At 41.8% G+C, this 19958-nt stretch carries 22 protein-coding genes and 1 pseudogene; 19 read left to right on the top strand and 4 right to left on the bottom strand.

All coding sequences use genetic code 11. From position 1 onward, the window contains the following. Positions 1 to 580 precede the first annotated feature (580 nt). Positions 581 to 1135: a GNAT family N-acetyltransferase gene (locus tag QM374_RS05215; RefSeq protein WP_414294976.1), complete on the bottom strand. Its 555-nt coding sequence runs from the start codon at positions 1133 to 1135 to the stop codon at positions 581 to 583. A gap of 108 nt (positions 1136 to 1243) precedes the next feature. Between QM374_RS05215 and QM374_RS05210 the strand changes: the two genes are divergently transcribed. Together QM374_RS05210 and QM374_RS05205 are read left to right on the top strand one after the other, a co-directional pair. Then, positions 1244 to 2614, top strand: coding sequence for an MATE family efflux transporter (locus QM374_RS05210; RefSeq protein WP_414294975.1), 1371 nt, complete (start codon positions 1244 to 1246; stop codon positions 2612 to 2614). Positions 2615 to 2710: 96 nt separating this feature from the next. After that, positions 2711 to 3427, top strand: a complete 717-nt coding sequence (locus QM374_RS05205; protein ID WP_371607896.1) for a YebC/PmpR family DNA-binding transcriptional regulator — start codon at positions 2711 to 2713, stop codon at positions 3425 to 3427. A gap of 221 nt (positions 3428 to 3648) precedes the next feature. Here QM374_RS05205 and QM374_RS05200 read toward each other — a convergent pair whose 3' ends face one another. Further along, complete coding sequence (locus QM374_RS05200; protein WP_414311076.1) at positions 3649 to 4308, bottom strand: hypothetical protein; 660 nt, start codon at positions 4306 to 4308, stop codon at positions 3649 to 3651. Positions 4309 to 4515: 207 nt separating this feature from the next. Between QM374_RS05200 and QM374_RS05195 the strand changes: the two genes are divergently transcribed. The 17 genes and pseudogenes from QM374_RS05195 to tnpA all read left to right on the top strand — a co-directional run bounded on the left by QM374_RS05195 (position 4516) and on the right by tnpA (position 17670). Further along, positions 4516 to 4977: a MarR family winged helix-turn-helix transcriptional regulator gene (locus QM374_RS05195; protein ID WP_414294973.1), complete on the top strand. Its 462-nt coding sequence runs from the start codon at positions 4516 to 4518 to the stop codon at positions 4975 to 4977. After that, positions 4961 to 6730, top strand: a complete 1770-nt coding sequence (locus QM374_RS05190) for an ABC transporter ATP-binding protein (protein WP_414311075.1) — start codon at positions 4961 to 4963, stop codon at positions 6728 to 6730. The genes QM374_RS05195 and QM374_RS05190 overlap by 17 nt, the downstream gene beginning before the upstream one ends. Next, positions 6720 to 8480 (top strand): ABC transporter ATP-binding protein, encoded by a 1761-nt coding sequence (locus QM374_RS05185; protein WP_414311074.1) that lies wholly within the window; start codon positions 6720 to 6722, stop codon positions 8478 to 8480. The genes QM374_RS05190 and QM374_RS05185 overlap by 11 nt, the downstream gene beginning before the upstream one ends. 64 nt (positions 8481 to 8544) lie before the next feature. Beyond that, positions 8545 to 8901, top strand: coding sequence for a DUF2200 domain-containing protein (locus QM374_RS05180; RefSeq protein WP_371560712.1), 357 nt, complete (start codon positions 8545 to 8547; stop codon positions 8899 to 8901). A 2-nt stretch (positions 8902 to 8903) separates the two neighbouring features. Then, positions 8904 to 9407 carry a phosphatase PAP2 family protein gene (locus tag QM374_RS05175; RefSeq protein WP_371560710.1) on the top strand — a complete coding sequence of 168 codons (504 nt, stop codon included), beginning with the start codon at positions 8904 to 8906 and terminating at the stop codon, positions 9405 to 9407. Positions 9408 to 9525: 118 nt separating this feature from the next. Beyond that, entirely contained in the window at positions 9526 to 9984 is a 459-nt protein-coding gene (locus QM374_RS05170) for a LytTR family DNA-binding domain-containing protein (RefSeq protein WP_414311073.1), read from the top strand. Between the two features lie 4 nt (positions 9985 to 9988). Then, a complete protein-coding gene (locus QM374_RS05165; protein ID WP_414311072.1) occupies positions 9989 to 10663 on the top strand; it encodes a LiaF transmembrane domain-containing protein in 675 nt (224 codons plus the stop codon). A 105-nt stretch (positions 10664 to 10768) separates the two neighbouring features. Further along, positions 10769 to 10957, top strand: coding sequence for a 50S ribosomal protein L28 (gene rpmB, locus QM374_RS05160; protein ID WP_001140948.1), 189 nt, complete (start codon positions 10769 to 10771; stop codon positions 10955 to 10957). 150 nt (positions 10958 to 11107) lie between these two features. Next, on the top strand, positions 11108 to 11473 hold the full coding sequence (locus QM374_RS05155; RefSeq protein WP_000216431.1) for an Asp23/Gls24 family envelope stress response protein: 366 nt from the start codon (positions 11108 to 11110) through the stop codon (positions 11471 to 11473). Positions 11474 to 11475: 2 nt separating this feature from the next. Further along, positions 11476 to 13143, top strand: a complete 1668-nt coding sequence (locus QM374_RS05150) for a DAK2 domain-containing protein (protein ID WP_414311071.1) — start codon at positions 11476 to 11478, stop codon at positions 13141 to 13143. Positions 13144 to 13308: 165 nt separating this feature from the next. Beyond that, positions 13309 to 13515, top strand: coding sequence for a hypothetical protein (locus QM374_RS05145; protein ID WP_025171227.1), 207 nt, complete (start codon positions 13309 to 13311; stop codon positions 13513 to 13515). Beyond that, positions 13512 to 13706: a hypothetical protein gene (locus tag QM374_RS05140; RefSeq protein ID WP_414311070.1), complete on the top strand. Its 195-nt coding sequence runs from the start codon at positions 13512 to 13514 to the stop codon at positions 13704 to 13706. The genes QM374_RS05145 and QM374_RS05140 overlap by 4 nt, the downstream gene beginning before the upstream one ends. Then, entirely contained in the window at positions 13693 to 14577 is an 885-nt protein-coding gene (locus QM374_RS05135; protein WP_414311069.1) for an ABC transporter ATP-binding protein, read from the top strand. The genes QM374_RS05140 and QM374_RS05135 overlap by 14 nt, the downstream gene beginning before the upstream one ends. A 1-nt stretch (position 14578) precedes the next feature. After that, positions 14579 to 15316, top strand: a complete 738-nt coding sequence (locus QM374_RS05130; protein WP_414311068.1) for an ABC transporter permease — start codon at positions 14579 to 14581, stop codon at positions 15314 to 15316. Further along, entirely contained in the window at positions 15316 to 16413 is a 1098-nt protein-coding gene (locus QM374_RS05125; protein ID WP_315640360.1) for a sensor histidine kinase, read from the top strand. Before QM374_RS05130 ends, QM374_RS05125 begins: the two co-directional genes overlap by 1 nt. Further along, positions 16414 to 17013 (top strand): response regulator transcription factor, encoded by a 600-nt coding sequence (locus QM374_RS05120; protein WP_281335293.1) that lies wholly within the window; start codon positions 16414 to 16416, stop codon positions 17011 to 17013. 198 nt (positions 17014 to 17211) lie between these two features. Then, positions 17212 to 17670: pseudogene (gene tnpA / locus QM374_RS05115) on the top strand (IS200/IS605 family transposase). A 293-nt stretch (positions 17671 to 17963) separates the two neighbouring features. Here the strand turns inward: tnpA and dusB are convergent. Further along, complete coding sequence (gene dusB, locus QM374_RS05110; protein WP_000183319.1) at positions 17964 to 18944, bottom strand: tRNA dihydrouridine synthase DusB; 981 nt, start codon at positions 18942 to 18944, stop codon at positions 17964 to 17966. Continuing rightward, entirely contained in the window at positions 18931 to 19803 is an 873-nt protein-coding gene (gene hslO, locus QM374_RS05105) for an Hsp33 family molecular chaperone HslO (protein ID WP_414311067.1), read from the bottom strand. The genes dusB and hslO overlap by 14 nt, the downstream gene beginning before the upstream one ends. Positions 19804 to 19958 lie beyond the last annotated feature (155 nt).

Raw genomic sequence — 19958 nt, 5'->3', positions numbered from 1 at the left:
CATTTTTATAAGAGAAATCAAGATAAGGCTGAAACAAAATTGTTTCAGCCTTATTTATAGTGGATTGAAATAAGGGATGAACAATTCGATTAGGAAAGTCAAACTTATTTCTAGAAATATTTTAGAATTCGTAGCGTACTATTCTAGATTCAATCTACTATAATTTTGTTGTGTAGCAGATTGAATAGAAAACACTATAGTAGATTCAAATAAGGGATGAACAATTCGATTAGAAAAATCAAACTTATTTCTAGAAATATTTTTAGCAGTCGTGATGTACTATTATAGATTCAATCTACTATAATTTTGTTGTGTAGCAGATTGAATAGAAAATACTATAGTAGATTCAAATAAGGGATGAACAATTCGATTAGGAAAGTCAAACTTATTTCTAGGAATATTTTTAGCAGTCGTAATGCACTATTCTAGATTCAATCTACTATATTTTGATGGATTTAGCAAAACTTTCTGCTATTTGATTTCGGAATCACAAAAAAATCACCTGTAGTGCAGGTGATTGGGTATTCATTGTAGAGAAATTTGCAGTTTCTTACTGGGAAGTTCAAGACTGCAGTATAGGTTAGTGGTCGCTGAAACGACGGTACTCGATGTGGAAGTCGAAATAATTTTCTTCTTGCAATTTTTGAAAGATATCACGGTAGGCTTCTTCATCAAAGTGGTCACCACGATATAGAATCTCAAAACTAAGACCTTCGTACTCCAAAAAAGCATTGGCGGTTTTGAAGCCATTTTGTTTATAAAATTCCATGCGAGCTTTTCGCTGTTCGAGGTTATCGCATTCCTCATCCAAACGTTCAACTTCAAGAATCATGGTACGCTGGTAAAAATCAATCAGCTTTTCAATGATTTCTTTGCCATAGCCGTGGCTACGCAAATGAGGCATAATGGCAAAAAAGCTTATGTAGAAAGCCTTTTGATTAGAAATGGCAAAGGCAAATCCTACAAATTCCTCTTCGTTGTAAAAGGCGAAAAAGTGGGCATCGTCTCGATCCTGGTAACTTAAAAATTCTTCCAAAGAGACGCGTTCTTCTTCAGGAAAGGCTTCTTTGTTTAATTGGTCGACTTTTTCAAGGTCTGGGAATGCATCTGTAATTAACTGGCTGGTTAAGCTCATACATACTCTCCTTTTCTGTCACGATTATACCAGATTGTTTGTAACTAGGCAACGCTTTCTTATCCAAACTCTCTTGTTCCCCTACTAGAAAGCTGATATAATAGCCTTATGAATAAAAAATCAACGGTGGACCTGATTCATGGTCCCATACTTCCCGCGCTAATTAGTTTTGCATTCCCGATTCTACTGTCCAATATCTTTCAGCAACTTTATAATACGGCTGATATTTTGATTGTTGGGTATTTTTTAGGGCAAGAATCCTTGGCGGCAGTCGGAGCAACGACAGCCATTTTTGATTTGATTATCGGTTTTGCTCTCGGAGTCGGCAATGGAATGGGTGTTGTTATTGCACGTCTCTACGGCGCTCGCAATTTTGCTAAAATTAAAGAAGCTGTCGCAGCAACTTGGATTTTAGGTATTATCTTGAGTGTGCTTGTCATGTTGATGGGCTTTTTTGGTCTTTATCCACTCTTACAGTACCTAGAAACACCTGCAGAAATTCTCCCTCAGTCCTATGAATATATCTCCATGATTGTTAGCTGTGTGGGAGTGAGCTTTGCTTATAATCTTTTTGCAGGTTTGCTACGCTCTGTTGGTGATAGTCTTGCTGCGCTTGGTTTTCTTATTTTCTCAGCCATCGTTAATGTCATCCTGGATTTATATTTTATTACGCAATTGCAGTTGGGGGTTCAGTCTGCAGGTCTTGCAACGATTATCTCCCAGGGCTTGTCAGCTATCCTTTGTTATCTCTATATCCGAAAGAGTGTTCCAGAGCTCCTTCCTAGGTGGAAAGATTTTAAATGGAATAAGGCCCTCTATGTCGATCTCTTAGAGCAGGGGCTAGCCATGGGCTTGATGGGTTCAATCGTCTCTGTCGGAAGTGTTATTTTGCAATCCTCTGTCAATAGTTTTGGAGCAGTCATTATCAGCGCTCAGACAGCAGCACGCCGAATCATGGCCTTTGCCTTATTGCCAATGACGGCTATCTCAGCATCGATGACTACTTTTATCTCTCAAAACTTTGGTGCAAAACGTCCAGATCGCATTGTCCACGGTCTTCGACTAGGGAGTTATATCAGTATGGCTTGGGCAAGCTTTGCATGTGTATTTCTATTTTTTGCAAGTCCTAGCCTAGTTTCTTTCCTGGCAAGTTCGACAGACGGTTACTTGATTGAAAATGGGGCTTTGTACCTACGCATCAGTTCGGTATTCTATCCGTTTTTGAGTCTTTTATTGATCTATAGAAATAGCTTGCAGGGTCTCGGTCAAAAATTCTTGCCACTTGTATCAAGCTTTATCGAGTTTTTGGGCAAAATTATTTTCGTCGCTTGGATTATTCCTTGGACAGGTTATACAGGTGTGATTCTATGTGAGCCCCTTCTCTGGCTAGTTATGACTGCCCAACTTTACTTCTCACTTTCCAAACATCCATGGATCAAAGAAGGCAAAAAACTCTTGGCTACTGGCGGGAAATCCTAGCTTAATTTACAAAAGAAAATCCATTTCCTCTAGTGAAAATCGGATAGACTTGTGTTATAATAAGAAAGATTAAAATGTGAAAAAAGGAGATTCCTAATGGGACGTAAATGGGCCAATATCGTAGCCAAGAAAACGGCTAAAGATGGAGCTAACTCTAAAGTATATGCAAAATTTGGTGTAGAAATCTATGTAGCAGCTAAAAAAGGTGAGCCAGATCCAGAACTAAACACTGCTTTGAAATTCGTTATCGATCGTGCCAAACAAGCGCAAGTGCCAAAACACGTTATTGATAAGGCTATCGATAAGGCAAAAGGAAACACAGACGAAACCTTTACAGAAGGACGTTACGAAGGTTTCGGACCAAATGGTTCTATGTTGATCGTTGATACCTTGACTTCAAACGTTAACCGTACAGCTGCGAATGTTCGTGCTGCCTTTGGTAAAAACGGTGGAAATATGGGAGCTTCAGGTTCTGTATCTTACCTCTTTGACAACAAGGGTGTTATCGTTTTTGCAGGTGATGATGCTGATGCTATCTTTGAACTCTTGCTTGAAGCAGATGTCGATGTAGACGATGTAGAAGCAGAAGAAGGAACAATCACTGTCTACACTGCACCAACTGATCTTCACAAGGCTATCGTTGCTTTGCGTGAAGCTGGTATTGAAGAATTCCAAGTAACTGAATTGGAAATGATTCCTCAATCAGAAGTTGAGTTGTCAGGTGAAGATTTGGAAACATTTGAAAAACTCTACGGAGTCCTTGAAGACGACGAAGACGTCCAAAAAATCTACACAAACGTAGACGGATTCTAAGAATAAAAATAACCCCTTTGAAAATTCAGTGTTTTCAAGGGGTTTGTTTATCCTGTGATGACAAAAGGGCAGGAAAGAGACGAAAATCTCTTTTGCTCAAAACGTTATTAGTAATCTATAATTGTCCATAATCCAATGGATTGTGGAAATATCGTGGTGCGGGGATTTAGAAATCGAGACTTGGTCTACCGATTGCTATTCCCGGCACCTTTTTAGTTATGTTAAACCTTCACTCCAGAATCAGTTTGTTCTTTGCGATCTAGTCCGATGGCGAATTTACGGATCAGAAGAAACTGGCCATTTTCTTGTTTTACGAACGTGAGCATAACTGTCTTAGGATCTGAACTGATGGAGAGATAGGTGATTCTTTTGGTTTCATAATCACTGTCACTTGAATCTGCTTCAGAATCTGGAATCCCATGTTCACTGATAATGTCTTTGTAATTGCTACCTCCTTGCCCTTGGTTGGAAGGGGCACCCTCTATTAAGGCATCAAACTGTTCTTGAGTCCAGGTAAAGATCTCTTCTTCCTCTTCATATTCATCAATGGTACTATTTGGCCAATCTTCATTGGTTGGTTCTTCCATGAGATAATTAGAAGAGCTACGATAGCCTCTTATAAAATCAGCGAAGATAGGAGTGAATAGCAGTTGGCTTATCAGTACAATGATAATGGAAATGAGGCCAAAGCTTGAACCAATCATAGCTAATGTTTTTTGATTTTGGAGATTGAGGCCAATGCCGATGACTCCTAAGATCAAGGCAACAAATCCAAAGAGAAAGGATAGACCATTGATAATTGGTATCCAAGAACCAAGAAGTGCCAGGGCTCCAAAAATGACAGCAAGGGTTCCTAAGGTTTTATACTCTTCTTGTTTCATGTGTGAATTTCTCATTTCTAGTAAACTGGATTCGTATCTATGTGAGATAGTGTTTATTATAGATAAAATAAGAGCTTATGTCAATTTCTGCTTAGATAGTTCTCAAGGAAACTTTTTTCTTGACATCCTATTTGAAAGTGATAAAATAGTTCTCATGAAAACCAATTGGTTCTCGTGAGAACTATTTATGTGTAAAAAGGAGCAATCATGGATAAGCCGATGTTAGCTTTTAAACGTTTTGGTCATCAGGTTCACCTTATGGTGCAACAGGAAGCTAAACGTTGTGGTATTGAATTTATGGGTGGACCGCAGGGCCAAGTCATACGATTTTTAGACTATCGTGAGGAGTCTGAACAGGCGGTGTTAATCAAGGATATTGAGCAGGAACTCAATATCACCAAGTCAGTCGCCAGTAATCTAGTGAAGCGCATGGTGCAAAATGGTTTGGTGGAGTTGGAGACAAGTCCAAGTGATAAGCGGGCAAAATTTGTTCATTTGACGGAAAAATCACGCTCTCAGATGAAGCCAATCAAGTCTTTCTTTGATCGAATTGACCGTAGTCTACTTGATGGAATTTCTGAGGAAAAACTAGCTGTTTTTGAAGAAGTCATGGGTCTACTACAGGCTAATGTAGATAAAATGGGAGGTAAGAATGAAGAAACTCGCTAAACGTATCACAGGAAAAGAGTGGGGAATGATTCTCTTGACTGTCCTCTTTACCTGTTTCTCGGTCTATCTAGAGTTAGAAGTACCGACTTACATTTCAGAAATTACAGAACTACTTGGAACTCCAGGTACGGAGCTAGGAGATCTTTGGTCACCAGCCATTAAGATGATAGGCTTGTCTCTACTTGCTTTTCTCTCATCCGTTACTGTTGGATTTTTTGCCGCTCGAGTTGCAGCATCCTATACAGCTCATCTACGAAGCGATATTTTTAATCGTGTTTTGGATTACTCCCAGATAGAAATTAAACGTTTTTCAATCCCCAGTCTATTGACTCGGACGACTAATGATATCACGCAGATTCAAATGCTCTTTACTATGGGGCTCCAAGTGGTCACTCGTGGTCCTATCATGGCTATCTGGGCCATTGGAAAAATCCTTGGCAAATCTGAATACTGGCTCTGGGCAGTAGTGGTTGCTGTTATCGTCAATGTTCTGATGACAACTGTTCTCATGACGCTTGCCTTTCCAAAACAATCTGTCATCCAGAAATTGACAGATAAACTCAATAGTATCACTCGTGAAAGTTTGACAGGGATTCGAGTGGTTCGTGCTTACAATGCTGAAGATTATCAAGATAAGAAATTTGAAGAAGCCAATGAGGAAGTCACTCGTCTTAATCTCTTTGTCAACCGTTTGATGGCGATTATGAATCCTATTATGATGGCGATTTCGAGTGGCTTGAGTTTAGCTATCTACTGGATTGGAGCCTATATCATCAACGATGCTAGCCTGACAGACCGTCTACCACTCTTTAGTGATATGGTGGTCTTCATGTCTTATGCCATGCAGGTCGTGATGGGCTTCTTGCTCATGAGTGCTCTCTTTTTCGTCCTTCCTCGTACCTTGGTTTCTGCAGGACGTATCAATCAGGTGCTAGACTTGCATTCTTCTATTGAAAATCCTAGTCAACCACAGACGGCAGATTCATCTGTAAAAGGTCAAGTGGAATTCCGTGATGTAACCTTCCGTTACTCTAAAAACTCAGAAGCGGTTGTGGAGCATGTCAGTTTCAAGGCAGAAGCAGGACAAACCATTGCCTTTATCGGCTCAACTGGTTCTGGTAAATCTACGCTAGTTAACCTCTTGCCTCGTTTTTATGATGTATCTGATGGGGAAATCCTAGTAGACGGTGTCAATGTGCAGGATTATGACTTGGAAGATTTGAGGAATAAAGTCGGCTATATCCCACAAAAAGCAGTCCTTTTCTCTGGAGATGTCAAGGGCAATCTAGACTTTGGTAAGAGTCCAGAAACTCCTCTAAGCGAGACTGCTATGTGGCAAGCTCTGGAGTTGGCCCAGTCTAAAAGCTTCATTGAGGATAAGGAAGCAGGTCTAAATTCAGAAGTGGCTCAAGGTGGGACTAACTTCTCAGGAGGTCAAAGACAACGTTTGACCATTGCGCGTGCCTTGGCTCGTAAGCCAGAAATTCTCATTTTTGACGATTCATTCTCGGCCTTGGACTACAAGACAGACCGTATCTTGCGCCAAGAATTAGCTGAAAAAACCCCGTCTATGACCAAGTTGATCGTTGCCCAACGCATCTCAACCATCATGGATGCAGACTTAATCTTAGTCTTAGATCAGGGTAAAGTCGTGGGACAAGGCACCCACAAAGAACTTCTTGCTACTAATGAAGTTTACCAAGAAATTGCCTATTCACAACTATCGAAGGAGGAATTGGAACATGGAAAATAAGAAGATGTCCGTTTGGAAACAATACAAACCTTTTCTAGCAGGTCTCCAACTTCCTCTACTAGTTGCAGTTGTGGCTGCTGTATGTTCAAGTATTATCACTGTTTATGGACCAACTAAGATCAAAGAAATCACCAACTTGATTTCAGATGGCTTGGCTACAGAAATCGATTTGGTAGCTGTGTCAAGTATCGCCAGCTTTTTAGCTATTTTGTATGTGCTTGGTGCCATTCTCAACTATACGCAAGCCTATATCTTTTCAACGAGTATCCAACATTTTTCAAAACGCTTGCGGACAGCTATCGCTGAAAAAATTAACCGTCTGCCACTTGCTTATTTTGACCGTCATTCTCAAGGAGATACTCTCTCTCGTGTAACCAATGACGTCGATACGGCGGCTCAGTCCCTCAACCAAAGTCTGGGGACCGTTATCTCAGCTAGCTTCTTGCTAATCGCTGTTTTGATTACCATGTTTGGCATGAACTGGATTTTGGCATTGGTAACAGTTGTTTCAACCCTTGTAGGTTTTGCTGCGGTTTCAGTGATTATGGCTAAGTCACAGGGTTACTTTAAAGCCCAGCAAAACAACCTAGCGGCCGTAAACGGTTATGTAGAAGAAATGTACTCTGGCCACAATGTTGTGACCAGCTATAATGCTGTGGATACTACTAAAGAAACATTCGCAGGATTGAATCAAAATCTACATGATAGTATCTGGAAATCTCAGTTTATTTCTGGCATCATGATGCCTGCTATGTTCTTTGTCGGAAACTTTAGCTATGTTTTGGTTGTTATCGTCGGCGCTGCCTTGGCTCTTGAAGGCCATATCAGTATTGGGATTATCGTAGCCTTCATGGTCTACGTTCGTACCTTCTCACAACCCTTATCACAGATTGCCCAAGGGATTACAAGTTTGCAACAGGCTAGTGCAGCTATGACCCGTGTCTTTGAATTTCTAAGTGAAGATGAGATGGAAGACGAATCTCATAAGGAAAGACAATTGACTGGCATGAAGGGTGAAGTTGTCTTTGACCAAGTTTCCTTTGGTTACACTCCTGAGCGAACCATCATTCATGACTTTTCTGCGACAGCTCGTGCAGGGCAAAAAGTCGCTATTGTCGGGCCAACTGGAGCTGGGAAGACGACTATTGTTAATCTCTTGATGAAATTTTATGAGATTGATAAGGGAAGCATTCGCATCGATGGTGTGGATACCAAGAATATGAAACGCTCAGAAGTGCATGATGCCTTCTCGATGGTCTTGCAGGATACCTGGCTCTTTGAAGGAACCATTCGAGACAATCTCATTTATAATCAAACTGAGATTAGTGAAGAACGCGTGATTGAAGCAGCCAAAGCAGTCGGAATCCACCACTTTATCACAACTTTACCAGATGGATACGATACCGTCTTGGATGATACAGTGACCTTGTCCGTCGGACAGAAACAGCTCTTGACTATCGCTCGTGCCCTTCTCAAGGATGCTCCGCTCTTGATTCTTGATGAAGCGACATCTTCAGTCGATACACGTACAGAGGAATTGATTCAGAAAGCCATGGACCGTTTGATGGAGGAACGCACATCCTTTGTTATTGCCCACCGCTTGTCAACGATCTGCAATGCTGACTTGATTCTGGTCATGAAGGACGGAAACATCATCGAGCAAGGCAATCATGAAGAGCTTATGGCTCAAGGTGGTTTCTATGCTGACCTCTACAATAGTCAATTTACAGAAGATGAAGTAGAAGAATAAAACCAAAGAAGGCTTGACGGCCTTCTTTTTCTTCTTTATACTGGTATAATAGAAAGAGGAAAGTATGAGTCAGAAATTATACAATATGAAATTTTCTGCGGTCTATCCAGCCTTGATCGCAAAGGTTGAGCGAAAGGGTGGGAGGTCAGAATCCGTTCATCAAGTGACCAGTTGGCTAACAGGTTATGAGGTGAGTGACATCCTTGCTTGTCTGGATAGGGACCTTACCTACGGAGATTTTTTTCGACAGGCACCGTCTTATGCGCCTGAACGGATTGCGATTACAGGTAAGATTTGTGGGGTTCGTATTGAGGAAATTGAGGACCCTCTGATGCAGGAAATCCGCCGTCTGGACAAATTAGTGGACTGGCTTGCCAAGGGGAAAACAGCCCAGCAGGTCCTAGAAAAGTATGAGAAATAGACATGAAAAACTATCAAGAGTGGTATGATAAGAGAAAATCAAGTCTCCTTCAACATCCACAGCTATTACAATTGATGCGAGTCTTTAATCGCATGATGACAGTCCTGATGCCCTTGGCATACTTGACCTTGTTGGGAACAAACTTTGTAAGTAAAGGGGTTGGGAAAGAACTTTCTGCTTATATTTTAGTTCCAGCTTTTGGTTTTGTTCTATTGACGCTAGTTCGCAAGTGGATCAATCAACCACGTCCTTATGAAGCTTGGGAAATTGTCCCGCTACTAGATAAAGACAGCTCTGGGAATTCAATGCCTAGCCGACATGTCTTTTCGGCAACCATTATTTCCATGTCTTGCCTGCATGCAAATTTTCCTGTGGGCTTGATTTTATTGGTCTTGTCAGCTCTTCTCGGTTTGGTCCGAGTCTTGGGTGGTGTTCATTATCCCAAGGATGTTCTAGTTGGCTACGCCTGTGGTCTCATCTTGGGAATTCTTTTCTTTATTTTCTAAAAAGCAAAGCAAGTGGGCTTGGCCTCGTAACTACTTACGGGTCAAAAGTGACCACTTGCTTTTTTGCTCTTGTAAAGTCTTCTGGCCTTTGGTATAGTAGATGCAGAAAGGAGATAGGATGAAGTTACGAATCGAGATTGATAGTGAATTAACTGAGACAGAGATTGTCATCAAGGCTGCAGCCCTGACAGATGAGATAGCTGACTTGCAACGACTCTTGCAACGACTCTTGCAAGAAACCAAGGCTCCTAGGTTGATCTTTTACAAGGGGACGGGTGAGTACTACTTAGACTTGGCAGAAATCCTCTTCTTTGAGACGGAAGGTAGCAAGATTTACGCCCATACCCAGAAAGAAGCCTATGAGGTTCGGCTCAAGCTTTATGAGTTGGAGTCTATCCTGCCCCGTTATTTCAGTCGGGTATCCAAGTCGACTATTGCCAATATCCGGCAAGTTTACTCGGTTGACAAGTCCTTCTCAGGGACAGGCACTATTTCCTTTTATCAAACCCACAAGGAGGTTCACGTGTCACGACACTACCAATCCCTCCTAAAAGAAAATCTAAGAAACATGAGGTAAGAACATGAAAAAGAAAGCATTTGGTATTGTGTTGCTAGTATTGGCAGCTGTAGTGTTATTGCAGGGGAATTTTGGAATCCCTTCTCTAGGAGGGCAGATTTGGCCATTGATCGGTATTGGATTTTTTGCCTATCAATCAGTTGGAGCTTTGTTGCGTCGTCACTTAACTTCAGCCTCTTTTACAGCCCTAGTGGCCTTAATGATTGCTAACCACTTTTATGACATTTTACCGATTCCAAATCAGTCATTGTTCTGGGCTAGTATTTTAATCGTAATGGGTGTCAGCGCACTCACTCATTCTAACAGAACTTGGAACGGGAAAAAATGGTGGTATGATGGTAAGAAGACCATTCTTACAGATAAGGAAGTCGCTTTTGGGACTGGGACTTTCTACAAGCAAGATCAAGAATTGGTAGAGGATCTAGTAGAAGTTGGTTTTGGAAATGCCAAGATCTACTATGACAATGCAGAGATGTTGGGAGATAGCGCAACCTTGAAGATAGAAGTCGGTTTTGGAAATGCAGTTATCTATGTTCCTCAACATTGGGGAGTTGATTTAAAGGTAGAAACTTTCTGTGGCGTAGCCAAGGCAGATACTCCTCTAGCCCCAACCAGCAAAACCTTGATTATCCGTGGAGATGTGGCCTTTGGGAAGTTGGGAATTGTCTACGTTAAATAAAAAAATATTCCAATTCCCTTGCAAAAAAGAAGAAAGTGTGATAACATAGTACGGTATGTGGTGCTAGCACATCCGCTATATTAGATCTAATAGGAGGAAAACACAATGGCTAAAGTATGTTACTTTACAGGTCGTAAGACTGTATCAGGAAACAACCGTTCACACGCGATGAACCAAACAAAACGTGCCGTAAAACCAAACCTTCAAAAAGTTACTGTTCTTATCGATGGTAAACCTAAAAAAGTTTGGGCTTCAGCTCGTGCTTTGAAATCAGGTAAAGTTGAACGCGTTTAATAAAGAGTAAAAGGCCATCAGGTCTTTTTCTTTTGCTCTAAGCTCAAAAAGTCTCGTCAAAGGAGCAAATATCCGCCGATACAGTATTCTGCTTTTACACTTGGCTTGAAATATGATAAAATAGAGTATCAACTAGTTGAGGTAGAAAAAATGACTGTAAAAATTAATACAAAAGATGGTCAAATCGAACTAACAGATGAAGTGATTGCTACCGTTGTAGGCGGTGCAGCAACTGAGATTTTTGGTGTAGTCGGTATGGCAAGTAAGAAAGCCCTCAAAGATAATTTCCAAGCCCTCCTTGGGAAGGAAAATTATTCTAAAGGTGTCGTTGTAAAAGCGGCCGAGGATGGTAGCATTGCAGTTGATGTATATACCGTGTTGAGCTATGGAACTAAGATTAGTGAAGTCTCAAAAAACATCCAAGAGCGTGTACGCTTTAGTTTGGAAAACCAACTTGGCATCACTGCTCAAACTGTGAATGTCTACATTCAAAATATCAAAGTTGTAGGAGAATAATCGTGTCAAATATTACTACAAGCTTATTTCAAGAAATGGTACAGGCTGCATCTACTCGTTTGAACAAGCAAGCCGAATATGTCAACTCATTGAACGTCTTCCCAGTTCCAGATGGAGATACAGGAACAAACATGGGAATGACTATCGAAAATGGTGCTAAAGAAGTAGCAGACAAACCAGCTTCAACTGTTGGTGAGGCTGCAAGTATCTTGGCTAAAGGTCTTTTGATGGGTGCGCGTGGGAACTCAGGAGTTATCACTTCACAGCTTTTCCGCGGATTCTCACAAGCCATCAAGACAAAAGAAGAGTTAACAGGAAAAGACCTAGCTCTTGCCTTCCAATCTGGTGTTGAAGTAGCCTACAAGGCTGTTATGAAGCCAGTTGAAGGAACAATCCTGACTGTATCACGTGGCGCTGCCATCGGTGCTAAGAAAAAAGCCGAGCAGACAGACGATGCCATTGAGGTTATGCGTGCTGCCTTGGAAGGAGCTAAAACAGCTCTTGCTAAGACTCCAGACATGCTTCCAGTCTTGAAGGAAGTTGGTGTTGTTGACTCAGGTGGTCAAGGTTTGGTTTTCATCTATGAAGGCTTCCTTTCAGCTCTTACTGGTGAATATAGCGCTTCTGAGGACTTTGTAGCGACTCCAGCTAATATGGGTGAAATGATCAATGCAGAACACCATAAGTCTGTTGCTGGACATGTGGCAACAGAAGATATCACTTTTGGTTACTGTACGGAAATCATGGTTGCCCTTAAGCAAGGTCCAACTTATGCTAAAGAGTTTAACTACGATGAATTCCGCAACTACTTGAATGACCTTGGGGATTCTCTGCTTGTTGTCAACGACGACGAAATCGTTAAAGTTCACGTCCATACAGAAGATCCAGGACTTGTTATGCAAGAAGGTCTGAAATATGGTAGCTTGGTTAAGGTTAAAGTCGATAACATGCGTAACCAACACGAAGCACAAGTGGAAAAAGAAGCAACTCAAGTCAGCAAACCAGCTGAAGAAAAAGAATACGCCCTTATCGCAGTAGTAGCTGGACAAGGCTTGGCAGACATCTTCCGTGCTCAAGGTGTGGACTATGTCATCGAAGGTGGACAAACCATGAACCCTTCTACAGAAGATTTTGTCAAGGCTGTAGAGCAAGTGAATGCTCGCAACATCATCTTCTTGCCAAACAACAAAAATATCTTTATGGCAGCTCAATCTGCAGCAGAGGTATTGGAACAACCAGCAGTAGTGGTAGAAGCTCGTACTCTTCCTCAAGGATTGACTAGCCTTCTAGCATTTGACCCAAGCAAGTCTATCGAAGAAAACCAAGAACGCATGACTGCAGCCCTTGGCGATGTTGTCAGTGGTAGTGTAACAACAGCTGTTCGTGACACGACTATCGATGGTCTAGAAATTCACGAAAATGACAATCTTGGTATGGTGGATGGTAAGATTCTCGTATCAAACCCTGATATGCACCAAACTCTGACTGAAACTTTGAAACATATGTTGGATGAAGACAGTGAAATCGTAACCTTCTATATCGGTGAAGATGGAAGTGAAGAATTGGCTAACCAAATCGCCCAAGAAATCGCAGAAGAATTCGAAGATGTAGAAGTGGAAATCCACCAAGGTCAACAACCAGTTTACCCATATCTTTTCAGTGTGGAATAAAGATTAAATAGAAAACGAAAGAGGTCGGGATTTTCCTGACCTTTTTTGATTTGTAGAGAATTCTATTTTCCTAGCTGAGTGAACTTTTTGTGACATTTGTCATATTTCCTCATGACAGAAGCTTCTAGTGGCACTAGCTTCAAAGAATTATAATAGATGTATCAAATGGAGGAAGAAAAAATGAAACATAAAGTAATTATCGCAATGAGTTTAGTAGCAGCAGGAGTCATGACTTATCTCATGTTCTCAGGATTGGACGAAGGCTTCTATCATTTTCCTTGGGAGTTATTTGCAGGATTTGGCATGATGTCTTGGTTGATCCGAGAAGGTTTGAAATTGGTCTCAGATGTGAAAAAGGAGTTTGAAAAATGAAAAAAGCGATTCTCTATTTCTTTATTGGACTATCACTAGTGGTATGGTTGGTCGAAATGTTTACAGGTTGGTTTGACCAAGCCTTCCTTCACCAAGTCATTCGTGGTGCTTGGGGTCTAGGATTTATGATTTTTATCGCCATTCCGATGGGGAAGGAGTGGCTGAAAGGAGAATATCATGAACATGATTAAGGTAGAAAGCCTAAATAAAAACATCAAGGGCAAGGCTATATTGAAGGATATTTCCTTTGAAGTGGCTGAAGGAGAATGCGTCGCCTTGATTGGTCCAAATGGTGCTGGAAAGACAACACTCTTGGACTGTTTGCTTGGAGATAAACTGGTCACCAGCGGTCAAGTATCCATCCAAGGATTGCCAGTGACGAATTCTCAGTTAGACTATATTAGAGGCTACCTCCCTCAAGAAAATGTCATTGTTCAGAAATTAAAGGTTAAAGAGTTGATTGCTTTCTTTCAAAGCATTTACCCAAATCCCTTGAGCAACCAGGAGATTGATCAACTATTGCAGTTTGACAAGCAACAAAAAGAGCAGTTGGCAGAAAAATTGTCAGGTGGGCAAAAACGTCTCTTCTCTTTTGTCTTGACCTTGATTGGGCGACCAAAACTTGTCTTTTTAGATGAGCCAACTGCGGCCATGGATACTTCAACCCGTCAACGTTTTTGGGAAATTGTCCAAGACTTAAAAGCGCAGGGAGTTACCATTCTCTATTCGTCTCATTATATCGAGGAAGTAGAGCATACAGCAGACCGGATTTTGGTCTTAAATAAGGGAGAATTGATCCGTGATACGACACCTCTAGCCATGCGCAGTGAGGAGATTGAAAAGCACTTTGTCCTACCTCTAGCTTACAAGGAAGTCGTCGAACAGTCTAACTTGGTTGAAAACTGGTCACAAAAACAAGATGCCCTGCAAGTAGTCACACGCGAAGCGGATGCTTTCTGGGAACGGTTAGTCCAGGCAGGATGTAGGATTCAAGAAATTGAAGTCACTAACCGTAGCTTGCTGGATACAATCTTTGAAGAAACACAAAAGGGAGATGACTAAGATGAAACGATGGATTGCACTAAACAAGATAGAATTTCTATTGACCAAACGACAATTAGTCTATTATCTATTATCTGTAGGGATGCCGACGGCCTTCTATTTATTCTTTTCAAGCATGTACCAGGATACACCAAGTGGGCCGGCTAATTTTATGCGCGACTACCTTATCTCTATGACGGCCTTTTCCATGATGTCGACAGCTATGTTTTCATTCCCAGCTGTTTTACATACCGATAAGATCAACAACTGGCAGAAAACATTACGCCATACTCCAGTAAATATGGTAGAATATTATCTATCAAAGATAACAAGTATGATGGTTGATTATTTGGTTTCAATCCTGGTTGTTTTCTCAGTTGGGCACTTGGTCAGGGGTGTGGATATGCCTCTAGGAAGCTGGATTGGGGCTGCGCTCTTGCTTATTGCGGGAAGTGTAGCTTTTGTAGCGCTTGGCTTGATCCTGACACTCTTACCGTCTAGTCAGCTGATGTCTGTCGTGGGCAATCTTCTCTATCTAGGATTGGCTGTTTTAGGCGGACTCTGGATGCCCATCACTTTATTTCCAGACTGGATGCAAGCAATCGGGAAGTGTCTACCAACCTATCAGTTGATGGAGTTGCTCAAGACCTTCTTAAACGAGGGTGGCATCAATTTATCAGCCACAGTTTATCTACTTGTTTTTTCAGCAGTTTTATTTGGTTTGACTATTTACCTTCAAGGTCATAAGGAGAATTCTTAATGCTTGAAAAACTGAAAAGCATACATTATATGTTTTGGGCCAGTTTGATTTTTATGGTTTTCCCTATCCTCTCTGCAGTAGTTGGGGAGATTCCTAGCTGGCATTTACTAGTTGATATTCTATTTGTGGTGGCTTACTTAGGCGTTTTGACAACCAAGAGCCAGCGATTATCCTGGCTCTTTTGGATTATCATGCTAGCCTATGTAGCTGGGAATACCGTCTTTATTTATGGCAACTATGTCTGGTTCTTCTTTTTCCTTGCCAATCTCTTGATTTATCATTTTAGAGTGCGTAGCCTACGTTCTCTTCATGTCTGGACTTTCCTTCTTGCTCAAGTTCTTGTTGTTGGACAACTCATGATGTTTCAGTCAGTCGAAACTGAGGCTGTAGCCTTTGAACTTGGGATTCTTACTTTTGTCGATTTGATGACATTGGGCTTGGTTCGGATTCGCATTGTCGAGGATTTGAAAGAAGCTCAGGCCAAGCAAAATGCCCAGATAAATCTATTGCTTGCTGAAAATGAACGCAGTCGTATAGGTCAGGATTTGCATGATAGCCTGGGGCATACCTTTGCCATGCTGAGTGTCAAGACAGATCTGGCCCTGCAGTTATTTCAGATGCAGGCCTATCCACAGGTGGAGAAGGAATTAAAAGAAATTCACCAGATCAGCAAGGATTCCATGAATGAAGTGCGAACCATCGTGGAAAATCTGAAATTACGGACTTTAGCATCAGAGCTTGAGACTGTCAAGAAGATGCTGGAGATTGCTGGAATTGAAGTTGAGGTTGACAATCAATTGGACAAGGCTAGCCTGACCCAAGATGTGGAGTCGACGGCTGCTATGATTTTGTTAGAACTGGCGACCAATATCATCAAGCATGCCAGCGCTAATAAAGCCTATCTAAAACTGGAACGTACAGATCAGGAATTGCTCCTGACAGTTAGAGATGACGGGAAAGGTTTTGCAACTGTAAAAGGGAATGAACTCCATACAGTCCGAGATCGTGTAGCAGCCTTCTCAGGTCAAGTAGAGCTGGTCAGTTTGAAACATCCAACAGAGGTGCGCGTGCATCTGCCTTATAAGGAGAGAAAGTAGATGAAAGTATTAGTCGCAGAAGATCAAAGTATGCTTAGAGATGCCATGTGCCAGCTCTTAAGCTTTCAACCAGATGTGGAGACTGTCTTGCAGGCGAAAAATGGAGCTGAAGCTATCGAGGTTTTGGGGAAAGAAACAGTAGATATTGCCATCCTTGACGTCGAAATGCCAGTCAAAACAGGACTAGAAGCGCTCGAGTGGATCAAACAAGAAGTGCCTGAAATCAAGGTGGTTATCGTTACGACCTTTAAACGCCCAGGTTATTTTGAACGAGCGGTCAAAGCAGGAGTCGACGCCTATGTCTTGAAAGAGCGAAGCATCGCCGAACTCATGCAAACCCTGCATACGGTGTTAGAGGGACGCAAGGAATATTCTCCAGAGCTGATGGAAGTCATGATGACCCATCCCAATCCCTTGACCGAGCAAGAAGTCGCTGTTTTGCATGGAGTTGCACAGGGGCTGTCCAACCAAGAAATTGCGGATAAGCTCTACCTCTCAAACGGCACCGTCCGTAATTACATGACCAATATCCTCTCCAAACTAGGCGCCAGCAACCGAACCGAAGCAGCCAAAACTGCCGAAGAAGAAGGCTGGTTGTGAGGGAGAGAAAGAAAAAATCTCTTAGAAATGAATCTAAGAGATTTTTTGTGTTATGTGACTATTAGTCCGTCTCGCTCCGTTAGGTGCGAGATAAAAAAACACCCGCTATGCGGGTGCGCGTCGAAGGTTATACTAAAAAACTCCAAACGCGATACAATAAAGGTGTTCAAGCCAATTGTAAAGCGAAAGGAGAAAACCATGGCACAAAAGTCTCATAGTTTATCACACACAAAGTGGATGTGTTCCATCACATTGTGTTCACCCCTAAGTATAGACGAAAAATCATCTATAATCAATATCGAAGTAGTTTAGGCGAAATATTTCATCGCTTGTGTAGTTATGAAGGTATTGAAATTATCGACGGACACTTAATGCGTGATTATGTACATATGTTGGTAAGTATTCCACCAAGGATAATTCATGGGTTATTTAAAAGGCAAAAGTGCACTCATGATGTTTGATAAACACGCCAACCTCAAGTATAAGTTTGGAAATCGGTATTTCTGGGCGGAAGGTTATTATGTGAGTACAGTAGGGCTCAATGAAGCCACAATTAAGAAATATATTCAAGATTAAAGAAATTATCCAGTGGATGATTTCTTCACGAGTATGAAAATTTGAGAACGAGTAAAGCATGATATAGCACTAGATAAATGAAGTGTGAAAGAATATGAGGATCCCTTTAGGGATGGTGGTAAGTAATACTCACGCCTTTTTAAGAGGCAAGTGACGAGTCAAGAGCAATAGAGCTTGAACAAGGTGAAAGCCAGCGTCTTTAGACGCTGGCTGGTAATTTGGGCTTATAGCCCTAGTGCAAACCACCCGTTTGACGGGGGGGATTGGATTGTTACCTTGAATGCTATACGTTAAAACGCCGTATGCCGAACGACACGTATGGTGGTGTGAGATGGGCGAGAAATCAACCCTTACTCGAAAGGTAGTATAGAAGTTTAAGCCTTATCTAATTGCAATAGAGCTTCAATCTCGGCTAGTGTGCTTGCTTGTGAGATAGCACCACGGAGTTTAGCTGCACCTGATGTTCCACGGAGGTAGTGAGGAGCGAGTCCACGGAATTCACGGACCGCAACCTTTTCTCCCTTGAGGTTGATTAAGCGTTTCAAATGCTCGTAGGCGATGTTCATCTTGTCTTCAAAGGTTAAATCAGGAAGGATTTCTCCAGTTTCAAAGTAGTGATTGATTTGATTGAAGAGGTAAGGATTCCCCATAGCTGCGCGTCCAATCATAACGGCATCAGCACCGACTTCTTCGATGCGTTGTTTAGCTTCTTGGACAGTGCGAATGTCACCGTTAGCGATAAATGGAATTTTTGTCAGAGCTTGTGCAACCTTGTGAAGAGTCTCCAAATCTGCATGTCCAGTGTACATTTGTTCACGAGTACGACCGTGCATAGCAAGTGCAGAGACACCTGCAGCCTCAGCGGCGAGGGCATTTTCCACAGCTAGAGATGGGTCAGACCAGCCCGTACGCATTTTGACAGTGAGAGGGATATCAAGGACTGATTGAACTTTGTTAATGATAGAGTAGATCTTGTCTGGATCCTTGAGCCACATAGCGCCAGCTTCGTTTTTTACGATTTTATTAACTGGGCAACCCATGTTGATATCGACGATATCGGTCTTAGTATTTTCTTGGATGAATTCTGCTGCGCGTGCGAGGCTGTCTTCATCGCTACCAAAGAGTTGGATAGAGACTGGGTTTTCGCCTTCATCGATATGAAGCATGTGTAGGGTTTTTTCGTTGTTATATTGGATTCCCTTGTCAGAGACCATTTCCATGACAACGAGTCCTGCACCGAGCTCTTTTGCGATAGTACGAAAGGCTGAGTTGGTCACACCGGCCATGGGTGCTAAAACGGTACGATTGGGAATCTCAACATTGCCAATCATAAAAGGTGTATTAAGATTTGTCACGAATGAGTTCCTCCAAATCATTTTCGTTAAAGTTGTAAGTTGTTTGACAGAATTGACAAGTGATTTCCGCCCCGTGATCTTGATCCTTCATTTCCTGCAAGTCTGAGCTTGGGAGACTAGAAAGAGCTTTCATAAAGCGTTCTTTGCTACAGTCACATTGGAAACGAATCTCTTCTTCAGACAAGCGTTTGTATGGTTCGTCACCATAGATGGCTTTAAGAAGAGCTTCGATATGGTCTTCACTCTCGAGAAGTGTTGAAATGGCAGGCATTTCTTGGATGCGTTTTTCAAAGCGAGCAATCTCTTCATCCTTGGCTCCCGGCAAGACTTGAACTAGGAAACCACCTGCTACTTTGACCTTGTCTTCTTCGTCCAAAAGGACATTGAGACCAACTGCTGACGGAGTTTGCTGGCTTTCTGTTAAGTAGAAGGCAAGATCTTCACCGATTTCTCCAGAGATAAGCGGAGTCATAGAGTTATAAGGATTTCCAGTGCCATAGTCTGTGATAACGAGAAATTGACCATTTCCAACAAAAGGTCCGACTAGAACTTCACCAGTTGCAGTCTTTTTGATGTCAACACCAGGATTTTGGACGTAGCCTTTGACATTTCCTTTGGTATCTGCGACGGTGATGATGGCTCCTAGAGAGCTAGTTCCAAGAACTTTAACCGTTAGCTTGGTATTTCCTTTTTCATTGGCTGCGAGAATCTGGCTGGCGATAAGAGTGCGGCCAAGTGCAACAGTTGAGCTAGCTTGGGTTTGATGTTTTTCTTGAGCAGTGCGGACGGTTTCAGTGCTATCAAGAACATAAGCACGAAAAGCCCCGCTTTCTGATATAGTTTTAATAATTTTATCCATAGCTACTATTTTAGCATAAAAAAGCCCAAAGGGGGAGTGGGGTGTTTGCTGATTCTGAGGATTATTTGAGTTTGAAACTAGGGAAAAACCGAAAAGATAAACAGATTATTTTAGCATTTTTTTAATTTATGCTATGCTTGAAGAAGAAAATGAAA

Source organism: Streptococcus infantis, from assembly GCF_047465525.1.
Classification (GTDB): Bacteria; Bacillota; Bacilli; order Lactobacillales; family Streptococcaceae; genus Streptococcus; species Streptococcus infantis_R.
Note: the sequence above shows the minus strand (reverse complement) of the source record. Positions and strands in the feature narration are given on the sequence as shown.